The organism is Sphingopyxis sp. LC363 (genome assembly GCF_000756385.1).
Taxonomy (GTDB): Bacteria; Pseudomonadota; Alphaproteobacteria; order Sphingomonadales; family Sphingomonadaceae; genus Sphingopyxis.
In genome coordinates, this window is record NZ_JNFC01000031.1 from 24,795 (window position 1) to 36,475 (window position 11,681).

General features: G+C 66.6%; 19 protein-coding genes. 11 read left to right on the plus strand and 8 right to left on the minus strand.

What is annotated here, in order from left to right:
* The first annotated feature begins 6 nt into the window (after window positions 1–6).
* Entirely contained in the window at window positions 7–777 is a 771-nt protein-coding gene (locus FG95_RS12460; RefSeq protein WP_152567642.1) for an alpha/beta hydrolase family esterase, read from the plus strand.
* A gap of 3 nt (window positions 778–780) precedes the next feature.
* Here the strand turns inward: FG95_RS12460 and FG95_RS12465 are convergent, their stop codons facing one another.
* Window positions 781–1,701, minus strand: coding sequence for an ABC transporter ATP-binding protein (locus FG95_RS12465; RefSeq protein ID WP_037556310.1), 921 nt, complete (start codon window positions 1,699–1,701; stop codon window positions 781–783).
* Between the two features lie 112 nt (window positions 1,702–1,813).
* Between FG95_RS12465 and FG95_RS12470 the strand changes: the two genes are divergently transcribed.
* The 6 genes from FG95_RS12470 (at window position 1,814) to FG95_RS12495 (ending at window position 4,624) form a co-directional block, all read left to right on the plus strand.
* Complete coding sequence (locus tag FG95_RS12470; RefSeq protein WP_037556290.1) at window positions 1,814–2,374, plus strand: DUF4402 domain-containing protein; 561 nt, start codon at window positions 1,814–1,816, stop codon at window positions 2,372–2,374.
* A gap of 137 nt (window positions 2,375–2,511) precedes the next feature.
* Window positions 2,512–2,709 carry a zinc-finger domain-containing protein gene (locus FG95_RS12475; RefSeq protein ID WP_037556291.1) on the plus strand — a complete coding sequence of 66 codons (198 nt, stop codon included), beginning with the start codon at window positions 2,512–2,514 and terminating at the stop codon, window positions 2,707–2,709.
* Window positions 2,710–2,935: 226 nt separating this feature from the next.
* Window positions 2,936–3,385, plus strand: coding sequence for a DUF4402 domain-containing protein (locus FG95_RS12480; protein ID WP_052182337.1), 450 nt, complete (start codon window positions 2,936–2,938; stop codon window positions 3,383–3,385).
* A 109-nt stretch (window positions 3,386–3,494) separates the two neighbouring features.
* Window positions 3,495–3,842, plus strand: a complete 348-nt coding sequence (locus FG95_RS12485) for a DUF962 domain-containing protein (RefSeq protein ID WP_037556312.1) — start codon at window positions 3,495–3,497, stop codon at window positions 3,840–3,842.
* A 73-nt stretch (window positions 3,843–3,915) separates the two neighbouring features.
* Window positions 3,916–4,119 (plus strand): DUF2061 domain-containing protein, encoded by a 204-nt coding sequence (locus FG95_RS12490; protein WP_037556292.1) that lies wholly within the window; start codon window positions 3,916–3,918, stop codon window positions 4,117–4,119.
* A gap of 76 nt (window positions 4,120–4,195) precedes the next feature.
* Window positions 4,196–4,624, plus strand: a complete 429-nt coding sequence (locus FG95_RS12495) for an OsmC family protein (protein WP_037556293.1) — start codon at window positions 4,196–4,198, stop codon at window positions 4,622–4,624.
* Here FG95_RS12495 and FG95_RS12500 read toward each other — a convergent pair.
* Complete coding sequence (locus FG95_RS12500; RefSeq protein WP_037556294.1) at window positions 4,621–5,205, minus strand: 2'-5' RNA ligase family protein; 585 nt, start codon at window positions 5,203–5,205, stop codon at window positions 4,621–4,623. The genes FG95_RS12495 and FG95_RS12500 overlap by 4 nt on opposite strands.
* A gap of 70 nt (window positions 5,206–5,275) precedes the next feature.
* Window positions 5,276–5,728: a nuclear transport factor 2 family protein gene (locus FG95_RS12505; RefSeq protein ID WP_161786554.1), complete on the minus strand. Its 453-nt coding sequence runs from the start codon at window positions 5,726–5,728 to the stop codon at window positions 5,276–5,278.
* 196 nt (window positions 5,729–5,924) lie between these two features.
* Here FG95_RS12505 and FG95_RS12510 point away from each other — a divergent pair, with 196 nt between their 5' ends.
* From FG95_RS12510 to FG95_RS12525, 4 genes are all read left to right on the plus strand, one after another.
* Window positions 5,925–6,806 carry an arylamine N-acetyltransferase family protein gene (locus FG95_RS12510; protein WP_081933136.1) on the plus strand — a complete coding sequence of 294 codons (882 nt, stop codon included), beginning with the start codon at window positions 5,925–5,927 and terminating at the stop codon, window positions 6,804–6,806.
* Window positions 6,807–6,875: 69 nt separating this feature from the next.
* Window positions 6,876–7,733 carry a TauD/TfdA dioxygenase family protein gene (locus FG95_RS12515; protein WP_037556296.1) on the plus strand — a complete coding sequence of 286 codons (858 nt, stop codon included), beginning with the start codon at window positions 6,876–6,878 and terminating at the stop codon, window positions 7,731–7,733.
* 11 nt (window positions 7,734–7,744) lie between these two features.
* Window positions 7,745–8,173, plus strand: coding sequence for a DUF1801 domain-containing protein (locus tag FG95_RS12520; RefSeq protein WP_037556297.1), 429 nt, complete (start codon window positions 7,745–7,747; stop codon window positions 8,171–8,173).
* 10 nt (window positions 8,174–8,183) lie between these two features.
* Window positions 8,184–8,582 carry a DUF1801 domain-containing protein gene (locus FG95_RS12525; RefSeq protein ID WP_037556298.1) on the plus strand — a complete coding sequence of 133 codons (399 nt, stop codon included), beginning with the start codon at window positions 8,184–8,186 and terminating at the stop codon, window positions 8,580–8,582.
* On the opposite strand, the gene FG95_RS12530 is transcribed toward FG95_RS12525, so the two are convergent.
* The 5 genes from FG95_RS12530 to FG95_RS12550 all read right to left on the minus strand — a co-directional run bounded on the left by FG95_RS12530 (window position 8,579) and on the right by FG95_RS12550 (window position 11,505).
* Window positions 8,579–9,400, minus strand: coding sequence for a ThuA domain-containing protein (locus FG95_RS12530; RefSeq protein WP_037556299.1), 822 nt, complete (start codon window positions 9,398–9,400; stop codon window positions 8,579–8,581). The two genes, FG95_RS12525 and FG95_RS12530, sit on opposite strands and share 4 nt — an antisense overlap.
* Before the next feature lie 77 nt (window positions 9,401–9,477).
* The gene (locus FG95_RS12535; protein ID WP_037556300.1) at window positions 9,478–9,933 is read right to left on the minus strand and encodes a glycine zipper 2TM domain-containing protein; all 456 of its coding nucleotides are present in this window, start codon (window positions 9,931–9,933) and stop codon (window positions 9,478–9,480) included.
* Window positions 9,934–10,055: 122 nt separating this feature from the next.
* A complete protein-coding gene (locus FG95_RS12540; protein ID WP_037556301.1) occupies window positions 10,056–10,487 on the minus strand; it encodes an NIPSNAP family protein in 432 nt (143 codons plus the stop codon).
* Between the two features lie 59 nt (window positions 10,488–10,546).
* Entirely contained in the window at window positions 10,547–10,972 is a 426-nt protein-coding gene (gene arr, locus FG95_RS12545) for an NAD(+)--rifampin ADP-ribosyltransferase (protein ID WP_052182338.1), read from the minus strand.
* Complete coding sequence (locus FG95_RS12550) at window positions 10,972–11,505, minus strand: hypothetical protein (RefSeq protein ID WP_200880196.1); 534 nt, start codon at window positions 11,503–11,505, stop codon at window positions 10,972–10,974. The genes arr and FG95_RS12550 overlap by 1 nt, the downstream gene beginning before the upstream one ends.
* Window positions 11,506–11,681: the final 176 nt, after the last annotated feature.

Below are 11,681 nucleotides of genomic sequence, written 5' to 3' on the forward strand. Positions count from 1 at the left end.
CGTTCGATGCTGATTCATATTCCCGCCGGGGTGCGTCGCATCCGCGATCTGCCGCTCGTCTTCCTTCTCCACGGCAGCACCGGAAATGGGCAGGAAATGCTACGTCATTCGGGGCTCGCCGCGACCTCCGACCATCACGGCTTCCTGCTCGCGGCGCCCGACGCCGGCATTCCCGCCGGCAAGGGCTTCGTCTGGAACATCCCCGGCGTGCCGACCGTCACCGGTGCGGTGCCGACCGCCGACGATCCCGACGACGTCGCCTATCTGACCGCCGCGATCGACTGGCTTGCCGCGCAGACTTGCATCGATGAAGAGCGTGTCTACGCGACGGGTCTGTCGGGCGGCGGGCGCATGACCTCCTGGCTCGGCTGCGTAGCGTCGGATCGCTTCGCGGCGATCGCACCCGTCGTCGGGCTTCGCGCCGGCAATCCTTCACCCGGCGATCCGCAGCGCCCCGACCCCGCAACCTGTCAGCCGAAGAAGGCGATTCCGGTCTATGCCTTTGCGGGCAGCGACGACACGACCAACCCGGTCGCGGGCGGCGGTGCGGGCTATTGGCAATATTCGATGGCGACCGCGCTCGCGCGCTGGGCCGAACTCGATCGCTGCAGCACCGGCCCCGAAACCGTCCCCGTGTCCGAGACCGCCGAAGAGCAAATCTATTCGAACTGCCTCGGCAACGCGCGCGTCGCAGGGCGTATCGTCCAGGGTCGCGGCCACGAATGGGTCGCCGACAATGAGGCGATGTGGGCCTTTTTCGCGCGCTACCGGCGCTGAGCCTCAGGCCGCGCTGCGCGTCAGGTTGAGGAAGACGTCCTCAAGGTCGGCCTCGCGCGTCGAAACATCGACGATGCCGTGCCCCATCGCGTTCACCGCCGCGAGCACTTCGCCCGCGTTCATCCGGTCCTTGTTATAGCTGATAGCGAGCCCGCGCTCGCCCTCGCGCTCAACCTTGTCGAAGGCGGGATGCGACGGCAGCTGGGCGATGTCCTGGTCGAGGGTCACGACGACGATCTTTTCGCGCGCCATGTCGACCAGCTCGCGCGTCGGCTTGTTCGCGATCAGCTTGCCATGGTTGATGATCGCGATGCGGTCGCAGAGCTCCTCGGCTTCCTCCAGATAGTGCGTCGTGAGCACCACGGTCACGCCGCGATCGTTGAGGCTCTGCACATATTCCCAGAGTTGCTGACGAAGCTCGATATCGACCCCCGCGGTCGGTTCGTCGAGCACGATGATCGGCGGCGAATGCACCATCGCCTTCGCGACGAGCAGGCGGCGCTTCATGCCGCCCGACAGGGTGCGCGCATAGGCGTCGCGCTTGTCGCTGAGGTGCACCGCGGCGAGCAACTGGTCGGAAATGCGCCTGTCTTTTGCCACGCCGTACAGCCCCGCCTGATTCTCCAGCGTCTCGAACGGCGTGAAGAAAGGATCGAAGACGATTTCCTGCGGCACGATGCCGATCGAATATTTGGCGTTGCGCGGGTCGGCGTCGATGTCGAAGCCCCAGATGCTCGCTTTGCCACCCGTTTTGTTGACCAGCCCCGCAAGGATGTTGATCAGCGTCGATTTGCCCGCACCGTTCGGCCCGAGCAGCCCGAAAATCTGGCCACGCGGTACATCGAAACTGACATTGTCGAGCGCCTGCTTGCCGCCGGCATAGAGTTTGGAGACGGCGTCGATGCGGATGGCGGCTTCACTCATGGCGGCCTCCATAGCCGCGCGCCAGCCCACGCGAAAGCCATGATCGCCGATAGATTTTCTGCTGACCGGTGCGTTAACGCTAAATTGGAAACTCGCGGCTAGAACGAGGCCCGTGGGGACCAGTCACATCTTTCGCCCGCTGCGTGTGCAGCGCGGTCTCATCGCATTCGCGCTTTTCATCGCGCCCGGCGTCAACTCGCCGGCACAGGCGCAGGCGGCCGCGCAGGGCGAGGCTGACGCCATCGTGCTTCGGCCGCTGTCCTTCTTCAAGGTGAATGACCTCGACTTCGGCGACATTATCCCGTCGAACACCGCGGGGACCGTAACGATCGAACCCGACGGATCGCGGAACCGCACCGGCGGCGTGACGCTCGCGGGCGACGGCGGCGAGCCCGCGCGCTTCGCCGGGCTCGGTAGCTTCAATCGCCAGGTCAATATCTCGCTGGGATCGAACAGCATCTGGCTCACCGGACCGGGCACGCGGATGCGCGTCCGCAATTTCGAGATCGGCAGCACGCCGACCGCGATATTGTCGACGTCGCCGACGCGCTTCCGCATCACCTCGCCGCTCGGCAATTACAACTTCCCGGTCGGGGCGACGCTCGAGGTCGGCGCGAACCAGGCGCCGGGCGATTACAGCGGCACCTTCACGATCACCTTGAACTATCTTTAGGCTTTCCCGTGGGGGGAGGCGGCACCGGGGGACCACTGGCACCCAGACGGGGGCTTGCACCGGTGCCGTCATGGCCCTGCCGCCGCGTGCGCAGACCCGATTGCCGAGTCTTCGCCTGCTTGCTATGGGCGCGGTCGATGACCCAGAACGCCCCTGAAACCATCCGCACGCCCAAGACCCGCATCGCCTGCGACGGCACCGGCGACGGCCTCGCCGATGCGGCGCTCGGCCACCCGCGCGTGTGGCTCGAAATCGATACAGACGAAGGCTTCGTCGATTGCGGCTATTGCGACCGGCGCTTCATTTTGATCGGCGGAGTCGCCGACAAAGGTTGAGCCAGCGCGAGCGCAGAGCGCACATAGCCCGCCGCGACCGGTAAATCGACGATTTACCAACCCCGTGCACCCGTAATGAAGGTCCCGACGGCATGACCTGTGCCAGACAGGAGCAGAATCTGTGGGAATTCGAGGGACCAGCCACTGTCGGGGCGCGGCTCGCGCCCTGACTATCGCCGCGGCCGCCGCGAGCGCGGCGCCATACGCGATCGCGCACGCCGCCGACATGAGCAGCACCGCCAATGCGGCGGTCGTTCGGCCGAACACGCTGATCAAAACCGACGATCTCGACTTCGGCACGCTGCTGAGCGGACCGGCGGGCGGCACGGTCACGATCAACCCCGTCACCAACGGACGCAGTGCGGCGGGCGGCGCGACGCTCGTCGGCAATGACGGTCGCCGCGCGGTCTTCCAGGGCACCGGCGGCATATTTCTGATCACCGTGTCGGGCAGCACCTCGGTCACGCTCGCGCGCGCCGGCGGTGGCGCACCGCCGATGACCGCAAGCCTCGTCCGCGCCGCAACCACGAGCGGCGGCGGCATCGCCTTGCTCGGCGCGACATTGCTGCCGAGCGGGGTGCAGACCTATTATATCGGCGGCACGCTCACCGTCCCCGCGAATCAGCCCGCGGGGGACTACAGCGGCACCTTCACGCTCACCGTCAATTATTTGTAGATCGGCGGCCGGCTGCGGCCGGAAGCGACCAATCCTCCCGGCACTACTCCGTTTCTGCATTGTGACCGTCGTCTTGACGTCGCACGCCGGCCGCAGCATCTTCGTCAATATGTCGCGCCTCTATAACAGCTTCGCCGAATTCTGGCCCTTTTACCTGCGTGAGCACAGCAAGACATCGACGCGCGCGCTGCATTATGTCGGGACCAGCCTCGTCGTGTTGATTGCGGTTGCGGCGGTGCTGAGCGGCCGCTGGGGCTGGCTCGTCGCGCTGCCGGTCGCGGGCTATTTCTTTGCGTGGGTCGCGCATTTCGGGGTCGAGAAGAACCGTCCCGCGACCTTCACCTATCCGCTGTGGAGCCTCGCCGCGGACTTCAAGATGTGGGCGATGTGGCTCGGCGGGCGGCTCGGGCCCGAACTCGACCGCGCGGGCGTGGCGCGGGATAATCGATCAGACTGAACGAAAGCTCCAACTGGCAGTCTTTGCGAATCATTCTTAACTTGGCCGGGTTCGCCGCTGCTGGAGACGGGCCATGCCCACCGACCTGATCAAGACCCTCACCTATCTTTCGATCCATCTGACGATCGGGTTCAGCGTCGCCTATGCGATGACCGGATCGGTCGCGCTCGCGGGCGGTATCGCGATTATCGAGCCGTGCATCAATGCGGTCGCCTTCTTCTTTCACGAAAAGGCGTGGAAGCGGCTGGGCACGAGGCGTAAGCTGCTCGCCGTCTGAGGCTTCCCGAGTCCCGGGCGCCTATTCCGTTTCGTACTTTCGATCGAACGCCCCGATCCAACCCTGGAGAAATCGCATGACCGTCAATCGCGCATCGGCCCGTTACGAAGGTTTCGGCAAGGAGGGCAAGGGATCGATCACGACCAAGTCGGGGGTGCTCGACAAGCAGCCCTATGGTTTCGGGACGCGCTTCGAGGGGCAGCCCGGGACCAATCCCGAGGAATTGATCGCCGCGGCGCATGCGGCCTGCTTCACCATGGCGCTGTCCTTCGGGCTCGCACGTGCGGGCTATAGCGGCGACACGCTCGAGACGAGCGCCGCGGTGACGCTCGAACAGCAGGACGGCGGCTTCACGATCACCAAGTCGGCGCTGACGCTGATCGGCAAGGTACCGGGAATCGCGGCCGACGAATTCGCGAAGATCGCCGAAGAAGCCGAAAAGAATTGCCCGGTGTCGAAGCTGCTCGACTGCGAGATCACGCTCGAGCACAGCCTGGAAGGCTAGGCCGCATAGCGAAGCGGCGGCGGCAGCGCGTCGTCCATGAAGTCGAAGACGCCCTGCGCGGGCGCGGGCAGTCGCCAGCGCTGGAGGACGCGGTGGCGGCTGTGGCCGACATGGCTTTCGATCAGGACGAGCTCGCGCGGGGTCCAGTTCCACGCAACCGGCACCGGATCGAACGCATGTCTGCCATAGCCGAGCGTGATGTGCGGGCGGAGTCCCGACTGGCGATACCAGGGCGCGATACCGTGCGGTGCAAGCCGCGCGACAAGGTCGTCGTAAAGCTGACGAATGGGGGCGATGCTTCCGACCGTGACCAGTTCGGCGCCGGCATCCCGGCTGACGATCCGGCCAAAGGGAATCGAAGCGGTGGCGGGCAGGCCATCTTCGAACGCGCTGGCGACGCGTTGCCGCAGGAAGGGATGCGGAACCGACGTCTCGTCGATCGTGCACAGGGTAAGGTGATAATTTTGCGGCTTCAGCCCCGCGAACAGATCGCCCGAAACGGGCGGCAATTGACGCGCCAGCCAGCCGGCGCGGTCGGCGGCAAGCTGAAAGCCAACGAAGTATCGGAACATCGGGTCCATCGTCCATTCCTCCGAATCGGATCAATGTTCCCATTATGTTCTTACTCGCCGGGGGAGTCGAATCCTTCCGCTAATCGCCTTCGACGGGCATGCGCGTGACATGGATGTAGCTCGCCTGCCAGCTGTCGCCATGGCGCCGGAAGATATCGGTGAAGCGGATGCCGACGCGGAAGGGCTTGCCCGCCGAGCGGCCCGACAGGATCGTCTCGGCGCTCGCGAGGCCCGCATCCTTGCCGAGGGGCAGGATGACCCGGTCCTTCAGCGTCACCGGATCATAATCGTCGTCGGGCCCCGTCCAGCCATCGATGAAGAAGGCCTTGCCGTAGCGCTTGCCGCTGCCGTCGATGAAGACGAGGTCGTCGGCGACCATGCGGTCGAGCGCGGCGCGATCCTGCGCGATCTGCGCCGCATCGAAGGCGTCGGCGAAGGCGGTGAGGTCGGCGAGGTCGCCTTGCGGCGCTTCGGCGGCGAGAGCGGGCGGCCCCATGCCGACAAGCAGCAACATGACCGTCATCGCTCGCATATATTCCTCCCCGGACGTGCCGCCGCCAACATTGTGGCATGGTGTGCGCCGGCATATGCGCTGCCGCAAGGGCCAAGTTGCGAACAGGACTGTGTTTTTCAGGGAATTGATCATTCGGACCGGATTCGCGCTTGATCTCAACCGCGGTTGAGCTTTCATAAAGCGGGCAGACGATTTGCGAACGGAGCTCTTGTCCATGTTGCACTACCCCGCTGCCCCCACCGACCCGGCCGATGGCGACGATGCGTCCCCCGACGCGGCCGGCACGTTCCTGCCGCGCTATTTCGCGCGCATCGGCTATACCGGTCCCGTCGCGCCCACGCTGGGGGTGCTCGCCGCGCTTCAGGCCGCGCATATCGCCACCATCCCCTTCGAGGCGATCGACGCACTGACCGGCGCCGGGATCGATATCGGCGCCGACGCGATCGACGCGAAGCTGATCGGCCAGCGGCGCGGCGGATATTGCTTCGAGCAGAACGGCCTGTTTCTCCGTGTCCTGCAGACGATCGGCTTTGCGGCGGAGGGGCTGATCGGGCGGGTGCGCTGGATGCTGCCCGACGATGCGCCGGCGACGCCGCGCTCGCATATGGTCGTGCGCGTGGCGATCGACGGACGACCGTGGCTCGCCGATGTCGGCTTCGGCGCGGCGGTGCCGCCGCAGCCGCTGGCGATGGACCGCGAGGAGGCGCAGCCGACGCGGCACGAAAGCTATCGCGTCGTCCGGCAAGGCGACGAATGGCAGGTCGCGGCGCTGATCGAGGACCAATGGCGGACGCTCTACCGGATCGAGAATGCGGCGCCGCCGGCGATCGATTACGAGCTTGGCAATTGGTACACCTCGGCGCATCCCGAATCGCATTTCCGCCATCAATTGATCGCGGCGCGGACGACGACCGAGGCGCGTTACGGGCTGCGCGACAACCGGCTGACGACGCGGCTCGTCGACGGGCGATCCGACCGGCGCTACCTGACGGCCGACGAGATCGAGCGCGCTTTGTCGGAGATTTTCCTGCTGCCGGTGCGGCCGCACTGGCGCGGCGCGATCGAGCGCGCGGCGACGGCGGAGATCGTCGGCTAGTCGCCGCGGCTTGACTCGCCGCCGCCGTGGCTTTCTCATGCTCCGACACCGAACGGCAGGAGCAAAACCATGACCCTCGCGACATCTGAGCGGGTTTTCGAGCGGCTGAAGGTCGCGCCTCTGACGCCGTCGATCGGCGCCGAAATCTCGGGCATCGACCTCGGCCGCGAACAGGATGATGCGACGATCGCCGAAATCCGCGCCGCGCTGCTCGCGTACAAGGTCGTCTTCTTTCGCGACCAGTCGATGACGCCCGAGCAGCATATCGCCTTTGCGCGGCGCTTCGGCCCGCTCGAAATCCACCCCGCGACGCCGCAGGATCAGCCGAATCGCGAGGTTCTGCACATCGCGCACGGGCCCGATTCGCGCGGGCGCGAGAATTTCTGGCATTCGGATGTCACCTGGCGCGCCGAACCGTCGCTGGGGTCGATCCTGCGCGCGATCGAGGTGCCCGAGGTCGGCGGCGACACGCTGTTCGCCGACATGGCGGCGGCGTTTCGCGGGCTGTCGCCCGCGATGCAGGACTGGTGCCGCTCGCTGACAGCGGTGCACGACATCGCGCGCGTCTTCGCCAAAAGGCTGGGCAAGAGCGCGCACGAACTGCACGAACAATATCCGCCGCAGCTTCACCCGGTGGTGCGCACCCATCCCGAAACGGGCGAACAGGCGCTCTACGTCAACACCGCCTTCACGAGCCATATCGAGGGATTGTCGGCAAAGGAGAGCGAGTGGCTGCTCGCGCACCTCTATGCTCAGGCTGCGGTTCCCGAAATCCAGTGCCGGTTCCGCTGGCGCGCGGGCTCGGTCGTCTTTTGGGACAATCGCGCCGCGCAGCATTATGCGGCGTCCGACTATTTCCCGGCGGTGCGGCGGATGGAGCGGGTGACGATCGCGGGCGACCGGCCCTTCTATCGCGACGAACGCTGAAGAACCCAGCGATGAGCGACAAAAAGGTCGTGCTGCTGTCGGGCGGCAATCCGCAGATCGCCAAAGCCTATGGCGACGCGCCGGTGCAGGCCTATATCGCCGCGATGCCGGGGTGGAAGTCGGCCGCCTGGGCACGGCTCGACAAGCTCATTGAAAGGACGGTTCCGGGGGTCGCGAAGGCGGTCAAATGGAACTCGCCCTTCTATGGTCCGCCGGGGCAGGGCGACGCGCCGACCCACTGGTTCCTGAGCATCCATTGCTTCGACCGCTATATCAAGGTCGCCTTCTTTCGCGGCCAGTCGCTCGATCCGGTGCCGCCGGTCGCGTCGAAAAGCGGCGACACGCGCTATTTCCATATCCATGAGGACGACAAGGTCGACGAAGCGGCGTTCGCCGGCTGGGTGAAACAGGCCGCGGCGCTGCCCGGCGAGAAGATGTGAGGAAGAGGCGATGGCGGCGGACCTGATCGATGCGAAGATTGCGGGGCTCGGTGACTGGCGCGGCGACACGCTGGCGAAGCTGCGCGCGCTGATCCACGCTGCCGACGCGCAAGTCGAAGAGACGGTGAAGTGGCAGAAACCCTCGAATCCGGCGGGCGTGCCGGTGTGGGAACATGCGGGCATCCTGTGCACGGGCGAGACGTATAAGGACAAGGTCAAGCTGACCTTTGCAAAGGGCGCGGCGCTCGCCGATCCGAAGAAACTGTTCAATTCGAGCCTCGACGGCAATACGCGGCGCGCGATCGACCTGTTCGAGGGCGACAGCATCGACGAAGCGGCCTTCAAGGCGCTGATCCGCGCCGCGGTCGAGGCGAACCTCGAAAAGCCGGCGCGGGTCAAAAAGGCTTAGTCGCAGCCCGTTCCTTCGGCGCGCGCGGCCCAGCCGATCGCGCCGTCGATCATTCGGAGATGCGCGGCGTCGCTCCACGCTTCGGCCTTGTGCCCGAGCGCCGAATAGAAGATGCGCGCGCGGCCCTCGCAGCGCCACCAGATCAGCGCGTGGCCCGCGCCCATGCGATATCTGGCGTCGAGGCGCAGCGTGCTTTCGTCGAGCGATGCGAGGATGTGCGCGTCGGTGGCGGGCGGGGCGTCCCAGCTGTAATATTCGTCGGTCCAGCGCCAGCGCGCGGGCAGGTGGCGCGTCGCGGGATGGCTAGGGCCGGTCACCGCGAGGTCGGCCGCCTGGAACTGGTCGGCGCCGCCCGGATGGCCGGTGAAACGGCCATTGCCGCGCAGCTTCACGAACCAGCCGGGGTGGCTGCCGTCGCCCGCGCTGTGGAGGCCAACGAAACCGCCGCCGCGGGCGATCCACGCGCGGAAGGCGTCGCGTTGGTCGGGGGTGTAGATGTCGCCGCTGGCATTGGCGAAGACGATGACGTCGAATCTGGCGAGGTCGCGGGGGTTGAAGACGGCGGCATTTTCGGTCGCGAAGCTGCTCCAGCCGCGCGCCTTCGCTAATGCCTCGATCGCGGGCACGGCTTCCGCGATGCTGTCGTGGCGATAGCCATTGGTCTTGCTGACGATCAGCAGCGCCGGGCGGGTGAGCACGGGCAGTTCGGGCGGCACGCGGTCAAAGGTCGGTGCCGGGCGGCGCGGGTCGGGCGCCGCCTGCGCGGCGCCGAGCATCAGCAGCAGCGCGGCGGCGGCGAGCTTGGCGGCGGTGATCATAGGGCCTCTCCCGACAGCATCGGGCGGAGGCTAATGACACCGGTGAACCTTCGCAAGCCACCGTCGCGGCGCGATGCTCAGCGGCAGCGCACCTCGTCGTTACCGCTGCGTTCGATCGCGCGTCCGGCGACCGCGCCGCCGACCGCGCCGAGCACGGTGCCGAGCGTCTTCGAATCGCCCGGCGCGATGACATTGCCCGCGATGCCGCCGATCACGCCGCCGACGATCAGCCCGGTCGAGCCGTCGTTGCGGCGGCAATAATATTTGCCGTCGCGCCCGCGATAGATGCGGTCGTTGTTCGACAGGCGCCGCTCGCGGTAACGGCGGTCGTTGCGGTAATAATTATCGGCATAATAGCCGTCGTGGCGCGGATCGGGGCGGTCCCAGTCGTAGCGGCCGTATTGGTCGTAATAGCTGCGGTCGTAATAGCCGTAACCGCCATCGTCATAGCCGCCGCCGTAGCCGCCGGTCGAGGCGCAGGCGCCGAGCATCGCGGTCGCGGCGGCGAGGGGCAGGATCATGAGCTTGTTCATCGGCTTCACTCCATTTGTCGCGTGCCGGGCCAAGCGGGCGGGGCATGCGGATGGCCCCTCTGCAGGATAGACCCGCGAAAGCGTGCCCCGGTTCCGTCCGCGCCGCCTCCGCCTTGCCTTCCCTAGCCGCCTCCGCCCGCTCGGTCGGGCGAGTAAGGCGCGGGTTCGAGCGTGCGATCCGAAATCGCGTCGACGAAGCGCCCGTGGCGCGCGCCCGTTTCCTTCTTGATCGCGGCCCATTCCTCGTCGGCCATGAAAGCGGCCCACGCCGCCTTCATCGTGGCGGTGTCGGGCCAGTCGAGCAGATAGACGAATTCGACCTTTCCCTCATGCTCGCTACGCCAGATCGAGCGCACCGCGAAACCGTGGCGTGCCATGATGCGCAGCGCATGATCGCGGAAACGGTCGTGGAAGACGCCTTCGTTGGTCCGCGGGATTTCGTAGATGCGCAGCTGTTGGAGCGGCGCGGGGGTGGTCGCGGGCGCAGCGATAGCGGCGGCGGGCGCAAGCGCGAGCAGCGCGGCGAGGGTGAGGGTGCGGACGGGGGAGGGCATGGGTGTTTTCTCTCCGTTTCTGTTTTCCGGGCTCACGAAGATATGGGTCGAAGGATGGCTCAGTCGATGATCACGTCCCTTCCTTCGGCCTTCAGCTTCGCGAGGCCGTCCTTCATCGCCTGGAGCACTTCGGGCGCGTGCGGGGTCCAGCTTTCGACCTCGCCGATGACGCGCAGCGGCGACCGGCTGCGGTAGCTGCGCGTCGGGTTGCCGGGGAATTTCTTGTCGGTGAGATTGGGATCGTCGAACCAGTCGCCGGTGGGCTCGACGATATAGATGCGCTCGCGCCCCTCGCCGGCCGCGAGCTCGCAGCCCCAGATCGCCGATTCGAGCGCGGCGGAGAAATAGATCCACGACAGCGGCTTGCGGTCGGAATAGTTGGAGGACCAGCCCGCGGCGAGCAGGTCGCCGACGGCGAGGTCGGCGCGCGTGCCGTGATAGAAGGTCGCGCCTATATCGGGCCCGGTGGGAGCCGCGCCGGTCATCAATATTCGTTCCGCTCGGTGCGCAGCACCGCCTTGCCATCCTTCCAGTTCACCTCGGCGGCGGGCTCGTCGGCCTTGCCGGGGGCGAAGAGTTCGTAGACGATCGTGCCGTCATTCTGGGTGCTTTCGATGACGCGCGCGGGGGTGAAGGCGTCGGCGGGGGCGGCTGCGGCGGCGCGCACCGGTGCGGGGGCGTCGGCCCAGGCGATGTCGCGCTGCATCTCGACGACGCGAAATGCCCCCGCCTCCTCGATCAGGTCGAGCTCGACCGGGCTGCCGTCGGGGCGCGTCCCCTCGACGTCGTAGAAGATCTTGCCGTCGCGTTCCTTGCGCTCGGCCTCGGCGATCTTCATGCCGGGCACCTTGGCGAGCACGGCGTCGCGCACCGCGGGGGGCAGGTCGGCGGCGGCGACGTCGTCGATTGTGGCCGCGGGGCCATCGGCCAGCACCGATTTTTCGGGCGCCGCGGGGGCATCGGCCTCTCCGCACGCCGCGAGCAGCAGCATCGCCGCGCCTAATGCCTGTCCACGCATCGTCCGTCTCCTGTCCTGGGCCAAGGCGGGCATCCTATCGGCAAGCGGCGTCGGGGTCGAGCCGTGGGGAGCGTGTTTTTTGCCCTAAACTTGTCAAACTTGCCACCTCCGGGTCCATGAAATCAGTCACTTGGGTCCGGGCCGTCGCAGTCGTCGGCAGTCGGGCCGGGCAGGCG